This window comes from Streptomyces antioxidans, assembly GCF_000968685.2.
Taxonomy (GTDB): domain Bacteria; phylum Actinomycetota; class Actinomycetes; order Streptomycetales; family Streptomycetaceae; genus Streptomyces; species Streptomyces antioxidans.
Genome location: NZ_LAKD02000018.1, coordinates 21,064 through 40,241, shown reverse-complemented (window position 1 = coordinate 40,241; position 19,178 = coordinate 21,064). Strand labels below are relative to the sequence as shown.

Annotated in this window: 16 protein-coding genes and 3 pseudogenes; 5 read left to right on the top strand and 14 right to left on the bottom strand. The window is 69.6% G+C overall.

Annotated elements, in window-relative coordinates; all coding sequences use genetic code 11:
* Positions 1–56 precede the first annotated feature (56 nt).
* Positions 57–563 (top strand): annotated as a pseudogene (locus VT50_RS41300) (DUF4158 domain-containing protein); the annotation flags it as partial.
* Between the two features lie 211 nt (positions 564–774).
* Positions 775–1,491, top strand: a pseudogene (locus tag VT50_RS08725) (Tn3 family transposase); the annotation flags it as partial.
* Here the strand turns inward: VT50_RS08725 and VT50_RS08720 are convergent.
* On the bottom strand, positions 1,484–1,768 hold the full coding sequence (locus tag VT50_RS08720; protein ID WP_046087026.1) for a hypothetical protein: 285 nt from the start codon (positions 1,766–1,768) through the stop codon (positions 1,484–1,486). The pseudogene VT50_RS08725 and the gene VT50_RS08720 overlap by 8 nt on opposite strands.
* Before the next feature lie 108 nt (positions 1,769–1,876).
* On the opposite strand from VT50_RS08720, the gene VT50_RS08715 reads away from it, so the two are divergent.
* Positions 1,877–2,596 (top strand): carboxylesterase family protein, encoded by a 720-nt coding sequence (locus VT50_RS08715; RefSeq protein WP_046087027.1) that lies wholly within the window; start codon positions 1,877–1,879, stop codon positions 2,594–2,596.
* On the opposite strand, the gene VT50_RS08710 is transcribed toward VT50_RS08715, so the two are convergent.
* From VT50_RS08710 to VT50_RS08700, 3 genes are all read right to left on the bottom strand, one after another.
* Positions 2,488–3,291, bottom strand: a complete 804-nt coding sequence (locus VT50_RS08710; RefSeq protein WP_046087028.1) for an alpha/beta fold hydrolase — start codon at positions 3,289–3,291, stop codon at positions 2,488–2,490. The genes VT50_RS08715 and VT50_RS08710 overlap by 109 nt on opposite strands.
* 136 nt (positions 3,292–3,427) lie before the next feature.
* The gene (locus VT50_RS08705; protein ID WP_240529091.1) at positions 3,428–4,717 is read right to left on the bottom strand and encodes an MFS transporter; all 1,290 of its coding nucleotides are present in this window, start codon (positions 4,715–4,717) and stop codon (positions 3,428–3,430) included.
* 40 nt (positions 4,718–4,757) lie between these two features.
* Entirely contained in the window at positions 4,758–5,816 is a 1,059-nt protein-coding gene (locus VT50_RS08700; protein ID WP_046087029.1) for an NADH:flavin oxidoreductase/NADH oxidase, read from the bottom strand.
* A gap of 151 nt (positions 5,817–5,967) precedes the next feature.
* On the opposite strand from VT50_RS08700, the gene VT50_RS08695 reads away from it, so the two are divergent.
* Complete coding sequence (locus tag VT50_RS08695; RefSeq protein ID WP_046087030.1) at positions 5,968–6,531, top strand: TetR-like C-terminal domain-containing protein; 564 nt, start codon at positions 5,968–5,970, stop codon at positions 6,529–6,531.
* On the opposite strand, the gene VT50_RS08690 is transcribed toward VT50_RS08695, so the two are convergent.
* Entirely contained in the window at positions 6,467–7,744 is a 1,278-nt protein-coding gene (locus tag VT50_RS08690) for an MFS transporter (protein WP_046087031.1), read from the bottom strand. The genes VT50_RS08695 and VT50_RS08690 overlap by 65 nt on opposite strands.
* A gap of 150 nt (positions 7,745–7,894) precedes the next feature.
* Between VT50_RS08690 and VT50_RS08685 the strand changes: the two genes are divergently transcribed.
* Positions 7,895–8,887, top strand: coding sequence for a LysR family transcriptional regulator (locus VT50_RS08685; protein WP_046087032.1), 993 nt, complete (start codon positions 7,895–7,897; stop codon positions 8,885–8,887).
* Here VT50_RS08685 and VT50_RS08680 read toward each other — a convergent pair.
* The 9 genes and pseudogenes from VT50_RS08680 to hisD all read right to left on the bottom strand — a co-directional run bounded on the left by VT50_RS08680 (position 8,874) and on the right by hisD (position 19,119).
* Positions 8,874–10,325: an FHA domain-containing protein gene (locus VT50_RS08680; protein ID WP_046087033.1), complete on the bottom strand. Its 1,452-nt coding sequence runs from the start codon at positions 10,323–10,325 to the stop codon at positions 8,874–8,876. The two genes, VT50_RS08685 and VT50_RS08680, sit on opposite strands and share 14 nt — an antisense overlap.
* Before the next feature lie 89 nt (positions 10,326–10,414).
* The gene (locus VT50_RS08675) at positions 10,415–11,083 is read right to left on the bottom strand and encodes a potassium-transporting ATPase subunit C (protein ID WP_046087034.1); all 669 of its coding nucleotides are present in this window, start codon (positions 11,081–11,083) and stop codon (positions 10,415–10,417) included.
* A gap of 65 nt (positions 11,084–11,148) precedes the next feature.
* A pseudogene (locus VT50_RS08670) lies at positions 11,149–11,718 on the bottom strand (potassium-transporting ATPase subunit KdpA); the annotation flags it as partial.
* 8 nt (positions 11,719–11,726) lie between these two features.
* Positions 11,727–11,816, bottom strand: a complete 90-nt coding sequence (kdpF, locus tag VT50_RS08665; protein WP_018566520.1) for a K(+)-transporting ATPase subunit F — start codon at positions 11,814–11,816, stop codon at positions 11,727–11,729.
* 201 nt (positions 11,817–12,017) lie between these two features.
* The gene (locus VT50_RS08660; RefSeq protein ID WP_046087036.1) at positions 12,018–12,686 is read right to left on the bottom strand and encodes a ThuA domain-containing protein; all 669 of its coding nucleotides are present in this window, start codon (positions 12,684–12,686) and stop codon (positions 12,018–12,020) included.
* A 34-nt stretch (positions 12,687–12,720) separates the two neighbouring features.
* Positions 12,721–14,277 carry an APC family permease gene (locus VT50_RS08655; protein WP_053048614.1) on the bottom strand — a complete coding sequence of 519 codons (1,557 nt, stop codon included), beginning with the start codon at positions 14,275–14,277 and terminating at the stop codon, positions 12,721–12,723.
* A 28-nt stretch (positions 14,278–14,305) separates the two neighbouring features.
* Entirely contained in the window at positions 14,306–16,102 is a 1,797-nt protein-coding gene (locus VT50_RS08650) for a thiamine pyrophosphate-binding protein (RefSeq protein ID WP_046087037.1), read from the bottom strand.
* 2 nt (positions 16,103–16,104) lie between these two features.
* Positions 16,105–17,712 (bottom strand): GMC family oxidoreductase, encoded by a 1,608-nt coding sequence (locus VT50_RS08645; RefSeq protein ID WP_046087038.1) that lies wholly within the window; start codon positions 17,710–17,712, stop codon positions 16,105–16,107.
* A 72-nt stretch (positions 17,713–17,784) separates the two neighbouring features.
* Positions 17,785–19,119, bottom strand: a complete 1,335-nt coding sequence (hisD, locus tag VT50_RS08640; protein ID WP_046087039.1) for a histidinol dehydrogenase — start codon at positions 19,117–19,119, stop codon at positions 17,785–17,787.
* Positions 19,120–19,178 lie beyond the last annotated feature (59 nt).

Genomic DNA, 19,178 nt, shown 5'->3' with positions numbered 1-19,178 from the left:
TTCCACTTACGCCGATCACGTGACTTACAGTGAGCGCCGTCACAGCAACCGAAGCGATGGGAGGGGCCGGACGGGTGGCGTTCCTGACCGACGAACAACGCCGCAACTACGGCAGGTTCACCGCTGTACCGGACGACGGGCAGCTGGCCGGCTACTTCCTGCTGGACCGCGACGCGAGGCGGCGGGCGATGGACTGCCGTGGCGCGAAGTCGCAGCTCGGTTACGGCGTCCAGCTCGGCACCGTGCGGTTCCTGGGTACCTTCCTGGACAACCCCGAGGACGCGCCCGCCGAGGTTGTGGCCTACGTCGCCGAGCAGCTCGGCCACTCCCCGTCGGTGCTCGCCGGGTACGGCGCCGAGCGCACCCGCTGGGACCATCAGAACGCCATCAAGGACGCCTACGGCTACCGGGATCTGAAGGACGATGCCTGGTGGAAGCTGGTCCGCTGGCTGTGGGACCGCTGCTGGTCGGGCAAGGAACGCCCCATCGCCCTGTTCGACCTCGCCACCCTGCATTTGGTCGAGAACAAGGTGCTGCTGCCCGGCGCGACCGTCCTCGAACGCGTGGTCACCTCCATCCGCGAGCACACCAACCGCAAGACCTGGCGCACCCTGGCTGCCCAACCGGACACTGCTCAGCGCACTGCCCTGATCGCACTGCTGCCGGTGGAGGACAGCCGCCGCACCTCCAGACTGGACCGGCTGCGCCGCTCCCCGCGCGACATCACCGGCCCCGACGCGGGCAAGGCCATCGACCGGTTCCTCGAGCACCGACACCGCAGGCGCCTCCGAAATGATCTTCGGGCTGTTTCGGCTTCTGGGTTACCAGTTCTCCCCGCGCCTCGCGGACGCCGGGCACACCCTGCTCTACCGCGCCGACCCGGCCGCCGACTACGGCCCGCTCAACCCGCTCACCGGCGGCCGCATCCGCACGCGCACAATCACCGAGAACTGGGACGACCTACTGCGTCTGGCCGGCTCCCTGCGCGACGGCACGGTCCGCGGTTCCCAGATCCTGCCCGTCCTCGCCGGCCAGGGCCGCCCCAGCCCGCTCGGCCGCGCGGTCATGCAGATCGGCCGACTGGACCGCTCCGCCTTCCTCGCCCGCTACTACCACAGCGAACTCTTCCGCCGGAAGATCAACACCCAGCTCAACCGGCAGGAGTCCCGCCACGAACTCGCCCGCCGCATCTTCTACGGACAGAAGAGCGAACTGCGGCAAAAGTACAAAGAAGGACAGGAAGATCAGCTATCGGCGCTGGGACTCGTCTTGAATGCCTGTGTCCGGTGGAATTCGATGTATATCCAGGAATCCGTCAACCAGCTCCGCGCCGAGGGCCACCACACTTCCGATGCCGACCTCGCCCGCCTCTCCCCGCTCGGCCACAACCACATCCGCATGATCGGCCGCTACCACTTCCGGCTGTCACCAGAACTCGCCGCCGGTAAGCTCCGCCCCCTGCGCACCGCCCGGGAGACCGTCGTCAGTTGACCGGCGGGCCGCCCCCGGCCTGCCGGTCAGCCAGCAACCGCCGCACCTGCTCGTGCGAGACCCCGCAGAACGCCCCGATCTGCCGCAGCCCCCACCCCTCATCTGAGGCCGCCGCCATCGCCTCTACCCGAGCCTCGTCCAACGCGCCCACCAGCGCGCTCCGCAACTCCTCCAGTAGCCGCATCCGCAACGCTGGTGCCAGTCCGTCCAGCTGTTGGCAAACCCGCTCCACATCCGAACGCAGGAACCCCACCCGCGGGTCACTCACCTCATTCACGCAGCACAGCGGACAGCCAGCTCAACCCGGGTGTCAAATCATGTGACACCAAACTGCATTCTCTGCGTGGTTCCTACTCGACCCCCGCGACCGGGAGCGGTTCGCACGGTGATCAGGCGGCAATTCGGCCCACCCGACGACGCGGTGCTGGCCCGCTACTCCTACGGGGTCCACGACGGCCCGTACGGCGCGGGGTACGCCCTGGGCACGGTGTGGACCGGCAGGAGCGTCTTCCAGGGGATGGGCGGCTGCCAATACCAGCGCCTCGCCGGGCAGTTCACCTCCCGTCAGCCCAGGACGTTCTTCTACGAATTCGGCGACCGCGGCCCGCCGCCCCCGCCGGGCCCCGCTCCGCCCGGCTTCGCGGCGGGCGTGACGCACGCCGCCGAGCTTCCCTGCCTATGGCCCGGCACGGCCCGGAAGCCGCTGACACCACAGCGGCGGCGGCTGTCGCTGGAGATGGTGCGCTACTGGGGCGCGTTCACGAAGGACGCGCACCCCGCGGGCGCGCACCCCAAGGACGCGGACCCCGCGACCCGTGAGCAGGCCGCGTGGCCCCCGTACCGCAGCGGCAAGCTCATGTCGCTGCTGCCCGGCGGCCACAGCGGGACCGTCACCTCCGAGGTGTACGCGGCACGGCACCAGTGCTCCTACTGGAACCGGATCAGCTACGACTGGCTGACCACCGAACCGGCTGACCTCGCACGTTCCCCGCGCGACTACTCGGCCCCCACGGCCGCCAGAAGCTTCGCCGTGCCCTCGGGCGCCTCCACGGGGAAGTGGTGGCTGCCCAGGTCGACGAGCACGATGTCGAAGCGGTCCCCATAGCGTTCGATCGCTTCTTGAGTCACCAGGTCCCGTATCGCGAACACGGAAATCGGCTGCCGTGTCTCACGCAGCGCCGCGTCCATGTCCCAGCGCACCAGCCCCTCGATGGAACGCAGACCCGCGGGCTGCCGCACGGCGACCATCTTCGCGAAGTACGCGTCCTTGAGGGCGGGGTCGGTCCCGGCTGGGGAACCGCCCTCCACCAGGCCCCGCACCGCTCCGGGGAAGTCCTCGTGGAACGCCCGCAGCGTCGCGTCGATCTGCTCCTCGCCCTGCGCCGGGAACAGGGACAGATAGTGCAGCGCGTCGAGGGCGACCACATGGGAGACCGTGTCGGGGAGCAGTCGGGCGGTTTCGACGGCGACCGCCCCGCCGAGGGAGTGCCCGGCCACGACCGCCGTGGGCACCGACTCGGCTTCCAGCACCGCCGCCACGTCGTGAGCGAACTCCTCCATGGTCCAGACGTCGCGCGTCGACCGCGACTCGCCGTGCTCGGCGAGGTCGATGGCGAGAACGCGGTAGTCCTCGGGCAGTTGGTCGGTCACCGCGTCGAAGTCGCCGCGGTGGCACCCCCAGCCGTGGATGAGAGCCAGCGTCGGCCCTCCGGTGGGACCGCTGGCCGTGTAGCGGATCGTCGTGTGGTCCGCTCGCTGGACTTCGAGGCTCTTGCTGGTCCTGCTGCTTGCCGTGGTCACGGGGTCTCCTTAGTTACGCGTTGTGCAACGCTGTGTACGTTGGCGTGTGAAAAGTGGCCATGTGGTGTGGTGTGGAAGGTGGCGGCCGGTGGGTGGAAGGTGGCGGCCGGGGGATCCTCCGCCGCTGACCGGCGCCTCAGCCGCACGGGGCCGTGACGGCGTTGCGCCGCGCCCGTAGCTGGTGCAGCCGCAGGGCGAAGGCGGAGAAGGTGATCACCGTGATGGCCAGGGCGTAGATCTCGGTGGCCGTCCTCAGCCCCAGCGTGGTGACGGCGATTCCGCCGAGTACGGCGGGCACGCTGTTTCCCAGATAGCAGATGATGTTCGCCAGGGCGAATGCCGCGCTGCGCTCATGCGGCCTGGCGACCCGGGCGAAGGTGCCGAACGTCGCCAGCACCGACGCGCCGAAGCCGATGCCCGCGACGACGGTGCCGACGGCGGAGAGCCAGATCAGGTCCTCGGCCGTCCCGGTGAGCGATATCAGGGTGCCGAGCCCCAGCAGTACGGACGAGGGGGCCAGCAGCCAGGACGCGGTACGGGAGCGGAGCAGGGAGATCGCGAGCGCTCCGGTGCCCGTCAGGAGCGTCACGACGATGCCGCCGACCAGATGGCTGCGCAGCCCCAGCAGCTCGGCGGCGACGGAGGGGCCGAGCGAGAGGTACATCCCGGCCAGGGCCCAGCAGGCGACCATCGCGGGCACCACCGGGAGGATGTCCGCGCGCAGGTGTGCGGGCATCGCGATCCGCGGGCGCAGGGAGGCGACGGCTCCGGGCCGGCGGAGCGATGTCTCCGGCAGGAGGGCGACGACCACCGCCGCCACGGCCATTCCGCCCAGCAGAAGCGCGTAGACCAGCCGGGTGGGGGCGGGGCCGAACTCCACCAGCACACCGGAGCCGAGGGCACCGAGCGCGAGTCCGGTCGGGGGAGCCACCGAGGTGACGACGCCTGCCCGCCCACCGGACGGATCGAGATCGACGAGGGTGGCGCTCAGCGTGGTCGTCGCCGCCCCGGTCGCGATGCCCTGCAGCACCCGGGCGGCGGACAGGACGAGTACGTTCCCGGCGGTCAGGAACAGGCCGAGCGCGACCGTCTCCAGTGCGATCGCCGCGGCGAGCACCGGTCGGCGGCCGAGGTGGTCCGACAGCGCTCCGACGACGAGCAACGAGCCCAGCAGGCCGAAGACGTAGAGGGCGAAGACGACCGTCAGCACCCACGCCGTGAACTGCCACTGCCGCTGGTAGATCACATAGAGCGGGGACGGTGCGCTGGAAGCGGCCAGGAAGAGGACGAAGACGGCGGCCACGCCGGGGAAGGAGCCCTTCCACGCGACGCGCCGCCTACCACCGGCGGGCGGCATGCGCCGGATCGCCGCGCCGTCCGGGGGCCGAACCCCGCGGTTCCCGGCGGCCCTGTTCGCCATCTCCATCCCGGTCTTCCCTTCATGTCGCCAGGCGGCGGCTCTGCTCTCACAGGGCGCGGTGGTACTGGTTCGGCCAGGCCGCGGTGTCATCGCGCCGGTTGAACAGGGCGAGGTACGGATCGCGCAGCAGGGCGCGCCCCATCAGCACCGCGTCCGCCCGGCCGTTCGCCACGGCCTCCGCGGCCTGCGACAGGTCGGCCAGCTGCCCGACCGGGGCGACCGGGAGTCCCGACGCCCGCTTGAGCGTGTCCGCGAAGGCGACGTGGACCCCGTCCCGCACCGGCGGGCGGGCCCGCAGGTCCCGCACCAGCACACCGGAGGTGACATCGAGGAGGTCGATGCCCGTGGCCGCCAGCTCTTCGGCGAACGCCGCCGCGTCATCGATGGAGATGCCGCCCTCGATCCAGTCCGTGGCGGTGATGCGGACGAAGACGGGCTTCTCCGCCGGGAAGGCCTCCCGGACGGCCCGGGCCACGCGCAGCGGAAGGCGCATCCGGTTCCCCGGACTTCCGCCGTACTCGTCGGTCCGGTGGTTGGAGAGCGGGGACAGGAACTCATGCAGGACATATCCGTGCGCCGCCTGGATCTCGACGACCTCGTACCCCGCAAGGTGGGCCATCCGGGCCGCGCGGGCGAAGGCCTCGACGACCTCGTCGATATCGGCGTGGCTCGCCTCCCGGGGAACGCCCAGATCGCCGAACGGCACCGGCGACGGCGCGATCGTCTCCCAGCCGCCGTCGGCCACGGCCACCGGGCCGTTCTGCCCCTCCCCGACCCAGGGCACCTGGTGTGACCCCTTTCTGCCCGCGGCCTGCAGCTGGATCGCGGGAACCGTGCCGGCCCCGGAGATGAACGAGGTCAGCCGCCGGTGCGCGGCGGCCTGCTCCTCGTTCCAGATCCCCAGGTCCGCCGAGGTGGTCCGGTGGGACGGCCCCACGGCCGTGGCCTCGACCATGATCAAACCCACTCCGCCGACCGCACGCGCGCCGTAGTGCACGAAGTGCCAGTCGGTCGGCTTCCCGTCCGCTCCCGCGGAGTACTGGGCCATCGGGGACATCCACACACGGTTGGCGACCGTGACGCCCCGCAGACGCAGCGGGCTCATCTCCGGTCCCGTGCAGGCTGAGCTGGACACAGCTGAACTCACTTCCTGATCACACAGGTCTCGCAGTGATCATTGCGTTAGTAAGTCGAACGTACCATAAACGCAGCGAACGCTGCGATAAAAAAGCAGTGATCAATGCAATACTGGGCTCATGCCTGCCACGACTCCTGCGCGCCGCACCGACACCCGGCCCGGCGGCCGCTCCGCCCGAGTTCGCGCGGCCGTCCACCAGGCCGTCAAGGAACTGCTCACCGAAGAGGCCAGCGAACTGACCATCCCGGTGGTGGCCACCCGCGCGGGCGTCCACCCCACCACGGTCTACCGCCGCTGGGGCTCCGTCGGCGAACTGCTCGCGGACGTCGCGACCAGCCGCTTCTCCGGCGACATCGTGGTGCCGGACACCGGAAGCCTCCGCGCCGACCTGGAGCGCTACGCGGCCGACCTCGCCAGGGACCTCAGCGACCCGGACACCCTCGCCCTGGTGCGCGCCATCGTCGGCGCGGGCGGCGACGGCGCCAGCGTCTGCCGCGGCGAACGGCAGCGGCAGCTCGAAGCCATCCTGGAACGGGAGCAGGGCCGGGGCCATCAGGCCCCGACCCTCGAGCGCGCCGTGGACGCCCTGCTCGCGCCCCTCTACTACCGGGCCGTCTTCACCGACCGGAGCCCCACTCCCGAGTGGGCACGCACCCTCGTGACCCATCTGCTGCCGGGCTGACGGCCGGATCCGCGTCCCGGCGGGGCAGCAGGAGCGGGGTGGCCAGGACGCACAGCCCGGCGGCCGTGATGGCGGTGCGCGGGCTGGTGACGTCGGCGAGCAGCCCGCCGAGTGCGGTGAGGACGGCGATGGCCGCCTGCTGGCCGATCGACCAGGCCGACAGGGTGCGGGCGACGAGGTGCTGGGGGGTGTGTTCGAGCCGGTAGGTGGCGAGCACCGGGGTGTACAGGCTCATGTTGACGATGATCGCGAGCTCAACAGCCATCACGGTGACCAGCCCGACGACGCCGGGCCGGACGAAGGCCAGGCCGATCAGCCAGCTGGCGCGCAGAGTTCCGACGGTCCGGAAGACCGCGTGCCGTCCGAAGCGGGCCACGACGCGGCGGGCCAGCCGGGAGCCGATGAGCCCGCCGAGGCAGGGGGCGGCGAAGGCGAGGCCGTACTGCCAGGGCGGGAAGCCGAGCTGACGCAGGAGAAGGACGGCCAGCAGCGGCTCGGTGGCCATGATCAGACCGGCGACGAGCACCTGGTTGAGGTAGAGCGCACGCAAACCGGGATGGCCCAGGATGTGCCGCCAGCCGTCAAGCGCTCCGCCCGCCCGGACCGGGGTGGTGGCCGTTCTTGGCGGCGCTTCTTCCCGGCCGCGGATCGCGGTGATGCCCAGCGCGGAGAACAGATGGCTGAGCGCGTCCGCCACCACGGTGGTGACCGGCCCGAACAGGCCGATCGACGCCCCGCCCAGCGGTGGCCCGACCGCGATGGAGCTCCAGTTCGTGGACTCGAACCGGGCATTGGCCACCAGCAGATCATCCGGCCGGACAAGGGCCTTGAGGTAGGCGCCGCTCGCCGCGTTGAAGGCGATCTTGGCCGCGGCGACCAGGGCCGAGACCATGAGCAGCTGGACGAAGCCGAGCCAGCCGAGGGCGTAGGCGACCGGGATCGTCGCCAGCGCCGCGAACCGGGTCAGATCCATCGCGATCATGACTGGGCGCTTGCGCCGGAACTCCACCCAGGGCGCGAGTGGCACCGCGATCAGCGCGCCCACCGCGGGCCCCACCGCGGACAGCGCGGACACCTCGGCGGGGCCCGCGTGCAACGCCACCACGGCGATCAGGGGGAACGCACCGAACCCCAGCCCGGACCCATAGGCGCTCACCGCGTACGCCGCCCACAGCCAACCGAAATCCCGGCCCAACGGCCTCCTGCGCACCATGCCCGGCCCGTCCCCTTCCCAGCCCGCCCGTACCGACCACGTACAGACCGGCGTTGACCGGTGAGAGCTAACCGAGCGGCGCGACGGCAGGTCAAACAACCGCACTGGCGCCGGTTCACAACCATCCGTTGTTCACTAAGGTGGCTCGGCGTGGAACTCGAAGCCGTACGTACCTTCGTCGCCGTCGCGGCGGCGGGCCAGTTCCAGGAGGCCGCCGCCGACCTCTCGATCACCCAGCAGGCCGTCTCCAAGCGCGTCGCCACACTGGAGAAGGACCTGGGTGTGCGCCTGTTCACCCGTACCGCCCGCGGCGCCCGGCTCACCATCGACGGCCAGGCGTTCCTGCCCCACGCCCGGGAACTTCTCCGGGTCGCGGAGCGGGCCGATGCGTCCGTCCGCCCCGGCCGGCGCGCTCTGCGCGTCGATGTCGTCAACCGGCGGATCATGACAGCGGGGCTCGTCCAGGACTTCTACCGCACGCATCCCGAGATCGAGCTGGATGTCGTGACCCTGGACGCCGACGTCGATGGCGCGATCGCCGCCGTCGAGGCCGGGACGATCGACGCCACCTTCCACGCGGTTCCCCCGCGGCAGCACCTGCCGGACGCGATCCGCACCGCTCGAGTGGTCGACGAGCCGCACCAGTTGCTCATCGGCCCGCGCCATCCGCTCGCCAACGCCCGTGCCGTCGCGCCGGGGCAACTCGCCGGACACCGGATCTGGATGCCCGGTCTGGACGCCCGCGGCGAGGTGGCCGTCTACTACGCCGAACTCGCCGCCGCCTTCGGCATCACGATCGACGTGGTGGGACCCGTCTTCGGGAACGAGGCGCTGCTGGCCGAGATCGCCGACTCCTCGGACCTGGCGACCCTGGTCGGCCAGGGCTCGCGCTATCTCTGGCCGGACAGCTGGGACCTGCGGCGGATACCGGTACGCGGCCCGGCACCGGTCTATCCGATGTCACTCATCTGGCACTACGAGAACCCCCATCCCGCACTCAGCCGACTCCGTGACCACCTCAGCGCCGGACGAACGGACCCACCCGACAGCAACGTCTGGACGCCGACCTGGGACCAACGGGCAACCCCGCCGGGGGTGAAACCCTGGTCCGGGCCCGAGGCGGAGCCCCCTAGTCCCGCATGACCTCGGGTTCGTGCCGACGCAGCAGCCGCGCCACCGCGAATCCGCAGACCAGCCCGATGGCCAAGAGCACACCGAGGTCGATGCCCCACTGGGCGACCGTATGGGCCCACAGCGGGTCGATGTCGTCCGGTCTCTCGAGGTCCCAGGGCGGCATGGTGTGCCCGAGATCGAGGGTGGTCCCTGAGCCCGCCACCGCCCAGCGGGCGGGCATCAGCCAGCCGATCTGTTCTATCCCCGGAGCGTCGAACAGCTTGAAGAGCACCCCGGTGAAGACGACCTGCACGACGGCGAACATCACCAGCAGCGGCATGGTCTTCTCCGGGGTCCGCACCAGCGCGGAGATGACCAGACCGAACATCATGGCCGTGAAGCCCAGCGCACCGATCACCACACAGACCTCGACGGCCGTCGGCATGAGCAGCCCCCGGGCGGGCAGTCGCCGGACGGAGAAGCCGATCGCGCAGATGACGACACCCTGCATCGCGGTGATCAGACCGAGAACGATCACCTTCGACATCAGATACGCGGATCGGGACAGCCCCGTGGCCCTCTCGGCGAACTGGGCGTACAGATCGCGGTGGTCGTAGAACACCTGGCCGCGGTCGGCGGGCCGGTAGCCGGTGAGTGCGCGCAGCAGGGTGGATTTCCCCGAGCCCGACGGCCCGATCACCGCGACCAGCGACTTCTCGGGGACGCCGAAGGAGACGTCGTCCAGGATGGTCCTGCCGCGCCCGACGGTGACGGTCAGACCGCGGGCGGAGAAGTAGACCTCACCGGTGTCGACGAACTCCTCCAGCCGGTCTCCGGCGAGACGGAAGGTGGAGTGGCCGACGCCGACGATGTCATGCGGGCCGATGATCCGGCGGTCCACCGGCCGCCCATTGACATAGGTGCCGTTGTGACTGCCGAGGTCGACGATTTCGAAGCGGCCACCGGGCAGGGGCCTGAACTCCGCGTGGTGGCGGGAGACGTACGGGCCCTCCACCACGAGCTCGTTGTCCTGCGCGCGGCCGATGCGCAGCCGTTGCCCCAGGACGAGTCGGTGGACGCCCGAGGGGTCCCGGTCGATGGAGAGGGCCGCGGCGGGCCCCTCGGCCGTGGCGGGCCCCTCGGGACGGGGCGCCTGATCGCCATTCACCACCGCCGGGGCTCCGGTGAAGTCCAGCCGCGTTACGGTGGAGACATCGCCCAGCCGGATGATCGAACCGTGGCCGATCTCCATCCGCTGGATGCGGCACCCATCGGCGAACGTGCCGTTGGCGCTGCCGAGGTCTTCGATGGCCCATGTCCCGCCGTCGCAGCGGATCACGAGGTGCCGCCGGGAGACTCGGCGGTCGACGCACGGGATGTCGGCCTGCTGGTCGCGCCCGATGGTGTAGCTCCGGGACGCGTCCAGGGTCCAGGTGCGGCCATTGGCATGCAGTACGAGTTCCGGCACGTTTGCCCCAAGTCGGCGTACGGTTAGCACCGGAGGGGAAGAGGGCGCGGGCAAACGGAGGTTGCCCCGCAGACTCCCGCAGGGTGCCATCAGCCCTTCGCGACCAGCTCCTTGAGCGCGATGTTGAGCTCGAGGACATTCACCCGCGGCTCGCCGATGAAGCCGAGCGTCCGGCCCCCGGTGTGTTCCTCGACCAGTTTCCGGACCCGGGCGACGGACAGCCCGTTCCGCTCCGCTATCCGGTGCACCTGGACGGCCGCGTACTGCGGGGAGATGTCCGGGTCCAGGCCGGAGCCCGAGGAGGTGACGGCGTCGGCGGGCACGTCGGATGGATTCACCGTGTGGTCAGCCGTGGAGTTGTCCCTGATGACCGCGGCCTTGGCGGCCCTCACCCACTGGATGAGCTCCTTGTTGTCGGCGGAGCGGTTGGTCGCCCCGGAAAGGAGCAGCGTGTACTGGGTGTTGACGCCGTTGCCGCCCAGGCCGTTGGACGGGCGCGGCTGGAACCACATCAGATCGGGGTCCGGGGTCTCCCGCCCCTTCCTCAGCGGCAGGTCGTACGACTGCCCGATCAGCGAGGAGCCGACCACCTCGCCGTCCGCCGTGATCTCCGAGCCATTGGCCTGGTCGTGGAACAGGCCCTGGGCCACGCCGGTGATGGCCAGCGGATAGAGGATGCCCGTCACCACGGTGAGCACCAGGAGGGCACGCAGACCGGCCCAGAGCAACCGGGCCGTGTTCATAACCGAGTTGTGCATGCCGATCAGCCGACTCCGGGGATGAGGGAAATGAGCAGGTCGATGAGTTTGATGCCGACGAAGGGGGCGGCCAGGACGACCGCGGCGACGGCGGCGAGCGGCACCAGGACGCGTACGGTGCCGCGCACCAGGTCGCACCAGAAGTTCCCCAGCTCACCGGTGCCGGAGCGGGCGAAGCCCCGTACGAGCGCGACGGACACCGCGATGCCGACGGCCGCGGAGACGAAGTTCTGTACGGCCAGTCCGGCTGTCTGCACCACATGGCCCATGGCCTGCTCGCCGTAGTACGACTGCCAGTTGGTGTTGGACACGAACGACGCGGCGGTGTTGAACGCCTGGTCCGGGTCGATCGAGGAGAACCCCAGCGAGCCGGGCAGACCGCCCTGCGCCCGCTGCAGCAGATAGAGGAAGAGCACGCTCACGGCGGAGAGGGCGAGGACCCCGCGCCCATACGCGGGCCAGCGCATCTGTGTGTTCGGGTCGGCACCGATGCCCTTGTAGATCCACTTCTCGACGCGCAGATGGGTGTCGGAGGAGTAGACCCTGGCCATGTGGTCGCCGAGAGGACGGTGGACGAGCGCCAGTGCGGCGATGAGCGCGAGCAGCTGGAGCACGCCCGCGAGTACGGGGCTCATGCTCGTTCTCAGAACCTCTCCGGGAAGATCAGGGCGAGGACGAGATAGCCCAGCAGGGCGACGGCCACGATCAGGCCGACGACGTTCTCGGCGGTCATAGCTTCGTCAGCCCTTTGGCGACGAAGGCCACCAGCGCGAACACCGCGATCGTGGTGACGACGAAGGCCACATCGGCCATCGCTAGCTCCTAGATGAGGTTCCGGTCGGGAGGGACCGTTACAGGAAAGCCCCTCTGCTGACCGGATTCAGCCCTCGTTGACGCCTCCCATACGCGGGTTCGTACGCCTTTGACGGAGCCCTTACGACGCGCGGTCCCGACTGGCCCAGACAAGGCCCTGACGCACGAGGCGAGCGACCGGTTCATGGGTGAGGTCCTCGAGGTAGTGGCCGAGCGCGCTGTAGAAGACGCGCCCATCGCCCCACTCCTTGGTCCATGCCTGCGGCATGCGCTGTCCGGCGAGCCACGGCATGTGGGCGCCGTCGAAGACCGTCTCCAGGAGCACATGGTTCCGCGGATCGACGTTCATGTAGTACTGCTCGCTCGCCGCGTCGAAGTCCTCGATGCCGTGGGTGACGGGGTGATCGTGGTCGACGACGTAGAGCGGATACGGGTGGCGTACGCCCTCACCGGCCGGGTGGTAGAAGACATCGGCGCCGAGCATCAAGTGGTACATGACGCTTCCCCGGAACGCGGCGCCGCCGCCGTGCCAGGAGACGAAGCCGGTACCGGCTTCGACGGCGCCGAGGAGTGCGGCCTCCTGCGAGGGGGTCAGCGTCTCGCTGAGCAGCGCGTTGTTCCAGTTGTTGACGATGAGGTCGTACCCGGTCAGATCTTGGTCGAGGACGAAGATGTCATTCGACTCCGTCACGTCGAAGCCGAGCCCGTCGAGTACGGCCCGTGTCCACTGCGCCACCCCGTAGGGGTTGTGCCCGGGCCACCCCCCGTACAGGTAGAGAGCGCGCGTCATGCCTTCTCCTCCATGCGTTCGGCGGCCTTGCCGCTCATGACTGACCGTGGTCCGGGACGGTGGCTGGTTCTCTTTCGGGGATGTCGTGGTGCGCTCCGGCTCCACCGCCGATGCGCCGGTAGACGGCGGGGCGGGTCGTGCGCCACCGCAGGCCGACGAGGACGCCGACGATGATGATGGCGACGAGGAGGAGTTGCTGTCCGGTGGCGAGCCACTGTGACGCGCCGATCGACATGGAGTAGTAGGTCGATGTCAGCGTGATCAGGAGCAGGAGTCCGGCGAGGGCGAGGACCGGAGCGAGCACGGTGTTCCAGAGCCGCTCGGAGTGGAAGACGATCCGGAAGTAGCGGATGACGGAGACCGTGGTCAGCGTGAACAGGAGCAGCAGGGCGAAGGTGCCCAGTGCGAACATGGACGAGTACATCGCGACGGCGTCGAGCCCGCTGAGCAGGAAGGGAAGCGTGCCCAGCACGGCGGCGGCGGTGGCGAACGCGGACGCGTGCGCCGGAGAGCCGTGCTGTCCGTGGCCCTTGCCGAGGAAGGACGGCAGGATCCCGTCACGTCCGAGCGAGTAGAGGTACCGCGACAGTGCGTTGTGGGTCGACAGCGCGCCCGCGAAGACACTGGTGACGACCAGCGCGGTCATGACCTGTGTGAAGCTATCGCCCATGTAGTGGTGGAAGCCGCCGTTGAACAGGATCGTCGGGTTCGCCGCACCGGCCGCGGCGACGTGGCTCGGTCCCCAAAAGGTCACGAGCGCCCAGGAGGTGAGGATGTAGAAGCCGCCGAGGCCGCCGATCGCGAGATAGGTCGCCCGCGGGATGGTGCGTTCGGGCCGCTTGACCTCGTCACGGTAGATCGCCGAGGACTCGAACCCGAGGAAGCAGGTGATCGCGAACAGGGTGGCCACGCCGAGGTCGCCGGAGAACACATGCGCCGGCTCGAAGGAATCGATCTGGTAGCCGTGGGGGCCGCCGGAGAAGAGGACGGGCACGTTGAACAGCATGACCAGGACGACCTCCATGACCATGAAGATCGCCAGGACCTTGCCGGACAGTTCCACGTTGAAATGGCCCAGTGTGGTGACGATGACGCAGCAGATCGCGCCCCAGAGCCACCACGGCGTGGCGGGTGCCCCGAAGGTGCTGAGGACGTTCTTGACCGAGACGCCGAAGAACGCGTAGCTGCCCACCATGTACACCAGGTAGGTGAAGGCCGCGAGGAATCCGGCGCCGAGGCCGAGCGTCCGGGACAGCCCCGCGGTGATGTAGGTGTAGAAGGCACCTGGCTTTGGCAGGTTGCGTGTCATCGTGGTGAATCCGACGGCGAACAGCAGGAAGATCATGCCGACGAAGGCATAGATCACCGGGGTGCCGATCCCGTTGCCGCGGGTGATGCCCAGCGGCAGCACACCGGTGACATTGCCGATGGGCGCCGACATGGCGAGCACGGTGAGCGCGAGCTGGAGCGTACTCATGGTGCCGTGGAGGCTGCCGCCGGTGTCGTGAGCCGAAGGGGGAGGGCCGGCGGTGCCGGTCTCGGAGGCCGTGGTCTCGCCACGGGAGCGGAGTCTGGTGCTCTTGGCGCTCATCATGTCCTTTCGAAGCCACGGGACCCTTTTAGAAGCCGCGGTGGTTGACGTACGCGTCGCGGGCGTCACCGAGGTAGGCGGGCACGGTGATGTCCCACCAGCCGGTCGGGTGCATCTCGGTCCACGGCAGCTCATGGGCGCTCATCACCTCGATGACCACCGGACCGGAGGTCTCGAAGGCACGGCGCACGGCGTCCGCCAGCTTCGCCGGGTCCTCGACCCGCTCCGCCGTGCAGCCGAGCGAGCGGGCGAACTCGGTGATGTCGGCGAAGTACGGCTTGCCGTCCTTGGTGGTCCAGCCGCTGACGATCTGGCGGTCGGGCCCGAAGAGGCTGATCTGCAGGTCCTTGATCGCCTCCCAGCCCCCGTTGTTCAGCACGACCACCACCAGCGGCAGGTCGAGCATGACCGCCGTTGCCAGCTCCGTGCCGGTCTGCAGGAAGCTGCCGTCGCCGACCATCGCCAGCACGGGCCTGTCGCCCGCGCCGGTCTGCGCCCCGACGGCGGCCGGGAGGCCGAAGCCGATGCCCGACATGCCGCCGGCCACGATGTTGGTGCGCGGCCCGTAGACGGGGAACTCGTTGAACGCCTGGTTGGCGGGGTTGCTGGAGTCGGTGACCAGGACGCCTTCGCGCGGGAGTGCCTTGCGGATCTCCACCATGGCGCGGGAGTTGGTCATCGGCAGATGGTCGGTGGTTCGCATCGGGCGCAGGTGCTCCTCCCACCGCGCCTTGAGGTCCCGCAGCTCGGCGAAGTAGGCGGAGGACCGCCAGTCCGGGTTCTCGCCCAGCTCCGTCAGCTCGCCCAGCAGGGAGCCCAGACAGGACTTGGCATCGCCGACGATGCCCACCTCGGCCGGGTAGTTGCGGCCGATCTCAAAGCCGTCGATGTCAATCTGCACCAGTTGGGTGTCCGGGATGCTGAAGGTGACACCCGGCTTGTACGAGGAGGTGACGCGGTCGCTGAAACGACAGCCGACCGCGAGGATCACATCGGCGGAGCGCGTCACGCCGTTCCCGGGGATCGAGCCCAGGTCGCCGCAGGGCCACGCGTACAGGTCGTGATCGGCGGGGAAGGCTCCCTTGCCCATGAAGGTGTGGGTCACCGGGGCGCCCAACCGCTCGGCGACGGCGACCAGTTCCTCGCTCGCCTCGGAAGCGATCACACCGCCCCCGGCCAGAATGACCGGACGCTTCGCCCCCGCGAGCAGCCGCGCCGCCTCGGCGATCCGCTCCGGGTCACCTCCCGCACGGCCGTGAGCGCGCCGCCGCCGGGTGTCCTCGGGGGCGTACTCGCCGTACTCGGCCTGCAGGTCCTGCGGGATGTCGAGCAGGACCGGGCCGCGCCGCCCCTCGTACATCGTGTTGAAGGCCTGCGCCAGTACGGTGGGCAGCTGGTCGACCCGGCTGGGCTGCCACCAGCGCTTGACCACCGGTTCGGCCATGCGCGGGAAGTTGTGGCCGTGCGGCCGGTCGATCTCCTGAAGGACACCACGGTTCCGCATGTACGTGTGGACCGCGCCGGTGATCAGCAGGAACGGCTGGGAGTCGGCGAAGGCCGTGGTGAGGCCGGTGAGGGTGTTGGTGGCGCCCGGCCCGATGGACGTACAGCACACGGCGATCTTGCCGGTGGCGCGGTAATAGCCGTCCGCCATGTGCGCGGCGCCCTGCTCGTGCATCGCCGGGACGACCTCGATCTCATCGGCGCGATCGACGAACGCGTCGAGGAGCGCGGTATTGCCGTGGCCGGGAATGGCGAATACCTTCTCGACGCCTTCGCGGATGAGGAAGTCGACGACGATCTGGCCGCCGCTGTACTGGGGCATGTCTACCTCTTGGTGGTGTGCTGGGTGGAGACGGTCGCGGTGGTGGTGGTAGCGGCGGCGTTGCCGGTGAGGTGGTTGCCGATGAGGTGGTCCGCGACCCGGAGGGCGTTCGCGGCGATGGTCAGCGCCGGGTTCATCACCGGCAGCGACGGGAAGAAGGAGGAGTCGACGACATAGAGGTTGTCGACGTCGTGGGAGCGGCAGTTCGGGTCCAGCGCGGACGTCGCCGGGTCGGTCCCCGCCCGGACGGTCCCGGCCTGGTGCGAGTTCACCTCAATTCCGGTGCGCTGGCTGAACACCAGGGGATATCCCATGCCGCGCAGGAGCTTGCGCATCTCGCGCACCAGCACCTGGTGTGCACGAACGTTGTTGGGCACCCAGCGGACCTGGATGTCACCCCTCGGGGTCAGCGAGACCCGGTTCCCCGGATCCGGCAGGTCCTCCGTGAACAGCCACCAGTCCATGCTGCGGTGCGCGGCATAGCGCAGCGCCCACGCGGGGATCGCCGGCCGCTGCCCGGCCAGCATCTCCGCCTGGAGCTTTCCGATCAGCTGGACATGGCCCAGCGGGAAGGGATGGTCCGCGGTGCCCTTGGTGTAGAAGTCGTTGACGTACAGCGTCTTCTGGAACTCCGCGGTGTTCCTCCGGGTCGGATGGACGCCGACCATCACCGAATTGTTGTGGACCATGTAGTGGCGGCCGACCACTCCGGAGGAGTTGCCCAGCCCCCGCGGATCCCGGTCGGTCGCCGAACGCAGCAGCAGGGCCGCCGAGTTGACGGCACCACAGCAGACGATCACGGTCCCGGCGTCAACGCTCCTGGACGAGCCGCGGTGGGTGATGTCCACCCCGGTCGCACGGGCCCCGGTCGCGTCCGTCCGCACGCGCTCGACCTGCGCGTTGGTCAGCAGCTCCACGGAACCGGAGGCCAGAGCGGGGCGGACGGCGCACACATCCGCGTCGGACTTCGCCAGCACCCGGCATGGAAAGCCGTCGCAGGTGGCGCAGCGGATACAGCGGCCACCGTCGCGCAGGTCGACACCGAGCGGGATGTTCGAGGGGGTGAAGCCCATCCGCTTCAGCGCCTCGGCCGCCTCCTGGACGGGGGGCTCATGGCCGATCGCCGGGAAGGGGAACGGCTCGTCGCGCTCCAGCGTGGGGTCGTCGTGCTGGTCGCCGTGCACCCGGTACAGCCGCTCCGCGCGCAGGTAGTACGGCCGCAGGTCGTCGTAGGTGAAGGGCCACTCCGGGGAGGTGCCGTCCGCGTGCTCCGTGGCCCGGAAGTCCGTACGGCGAAAGCGCACGAGAGAGGAGCCGTAGAGCTTGGTGTTGCCACCGACGTAGTAGTAGTTGCCGGGGGTGAACGCCTTGCCCGCGGCGTCGTACCACTTCTCGGCGTTCTGGTACCGGTGCTTTATGAAGACGGCGTCGGCGTCCCAGTTCTGCTTCTCCTGTGGCAGGAAATCACCACGCTCGATCAGCAGAACGCTGGCACCGGAGTCCTTCAGGGCGTACGCCATCGTGGCGCCGCCCATACCGGAGCCGACGATCACGACGTCGTAGCGTGACCTCTTCGGGCCATCGCCGGGAAGGGGGGAATTTCCGCTCATGGGTTTCGTCCCTCGATATGGATCCGGTCCTGGTGAAGGGCCACGGGAGGCCGGGGTGCAGGCCGCCACGGTTCATGGCCTCGCGTCGCCGAGGCGCACGTCGTGGTCGGTCCACGGCAGGCTCGCACCGCCGTGGCGCGCGGCGCGCAGATCCCCGGAGCGGGCATGTCCCTCGAAGTTCTCCAGCCGCGCCGCCCGGCCGCACAGCTCACCCAGCAGCGCACTGCTGCGGGTGTTCCGGATCTCCTGGTAGGTGACCGTCTTCAGATACTTCCCGACCCACAGACCACCCGTGTACCGAGCGGCCCCCAGTGTCGGCAGCACGTGGTTGGTGCCGATGACCTTGTCACCGTAGGCGACGGAGGTGTCCTGGCCGAGGAACAGCGCCCCGTAGTCCCGCATGCCCGCAAGGGCGTCACGCGGCTCGGCGGTGAAGATCTGCACATGCTCGCTCGCATAGGCATCGGCCAGGGCGAACGCCTCCTCCTGGCTCTCCACCAGCAGCACCTCGCCGTGGTCACGCCACGCCGCCCCCGCCACCTTGCCGGTCGGCAGACCCGGCAGCAGGGCGTCGACGTACTCGATGGCACGCCGTCCGACCTCATGGGACGTGGTGATGAGCACCGCCGGAGAGTCGGGCCCGTGCTCCGCCTGGCTGAGCAGATCGACGGCGACGGTGAACGGATCCGCCGTCTCATCGGCGACGATCAGCACCTCCGTGGGACCCGCGAACAGATCGATGCCGACCTCTCCGAAGAGCTGCCGCTTGGCCTCCGCCACATACGCGTTGCCGGGGCCGGTCACCATGCTGACCGGGTCGATCGTCTCGGTGCCCAGCGCGAGCGCGGCCACCGCCTGCACACCGCCGAGTACGTAGATCTCCTCGGCGCCCGCCAAGTGCATGGCGGCGACACTGATGGGCGGCGGCGCGCCCTCGCTGGGCGGTGTCGTGGCGGCCACCCGCTCCACACCGGCGACCTTCGCCGTGACGATGGTCATATGCGCCGAGGCCGTCAGCGGATAGCGGCCGCCGGGGACATAGGCGCCCGCCGCGCTCACGGGGATGTTGCGCTGGCCGAGGAAGACGCCCGGAAGCGTCTCGATCTCGAAATCGTGCACGGAGTCACGCTGCGCCTGCGCGAAGTTCTGCACCTGTAGCTGCACAAACCGCAGGTCATCGAGGACGCTCGTGGGGACTCCCGAGACGATCGACCTGATCTCATCGGGGCCGAGCCGGTAGGAGGCCCGGTCCCACGCGTCGAACTTCGCCGAGTACCTGCGGACGGCCTCGTCACCGTGGGCGCGTACGTCCGCGATGACCTCGGCCACGGTGTCGACGACGGCGGGACGGCTGCTGCGCACGCGCACGTCGTTCTTGGACGTCGCGGGCTTGAGTACGACGGGCACGCTGGATCTCCTCGCGGGGGTCTTCATCGGAATTTCTCGGCGCCGCCGGGCTGCCATCG

What these genes read in the sequence shown, in the direction of transcription:
- VT50_RS08660 (WP_046087036.1), bottom strand. Translation starts at nt 12,686, where the DNA reads ATGACGCGCGCTCTCTACCTGTACGGGGGGTGGCCCGGGCACAACCCC.
- VT50_RS08675 (WP_046087034.1), bottom strand. Translation starts at nt 11,083, where the DNA reads ATGCACAACTCGGTTATGAACACGGCCCGGTTGCTCTGGGCCGGTCTG.
- VT50_RS08700 (WP_046087029.1), bottom strand. Translation starts at nt 5,816, where the DNA reads ATGAGCCCGCTGCGTCTGCGGGGCGTCACGGTCGCCAACCGTGTGTGG.
- VT50_RS08695 (WP_046087030.1), top strand. Translation starts at nt 5,968, where the DNA reads ATGCCTGCCACGACTCCTGCGCGCCGCACCGACACCCGGCCCGGCGGC.
- VT50_RS08690 (WP_046087031.1), bottom strand. Translation starts at nt 7,744, where the DNA reads ATGGTGCGCAGGAGGCCGTTGGGCCGGGATTTCGGTTGGCTGTGGGCG.
- VT50_RS08650 (WP_046087037.1), bottom strand. Translation starts at nt 16,102, where the DNA reads ATGCCCCAGTACAGCGGCGGCCAGATCGTCGTCGACTTCCTCATCCGC.
- VT50_RS08645 (WP_046087038.1), bottom strand. Translation starts at nt 17,712, where the DNA reads ATGAGCGGAAATTCCCCCCTTCCCGGCGATGGCCCGAAGAGGTCACGC.
- kdpF (WP_018566520.1), bottom strand. Translation starts at nt 11,816, where the DNA reads ATGACCGCCGAGAACGTCGTCGGCCTGATCGTGGCCGTCGCCCTGCTG.
- VT50_RS08655 (WP_053048614.1), bottom strand. Translation starts at nt 14,277, where the DNA reads ATGAGCGCCAAGAGCACCAGACTCCGCTCCCGTGGCGAGACCACGGCC.
- VT50_RS08705 (WP_240529091.1), bottom strand. Translation starts at nt 4,717, where the DNA reads ATGGAGATGGCGAACAGGGCCGCCGGGAACCGCGGGGTTCGGCCCCCG.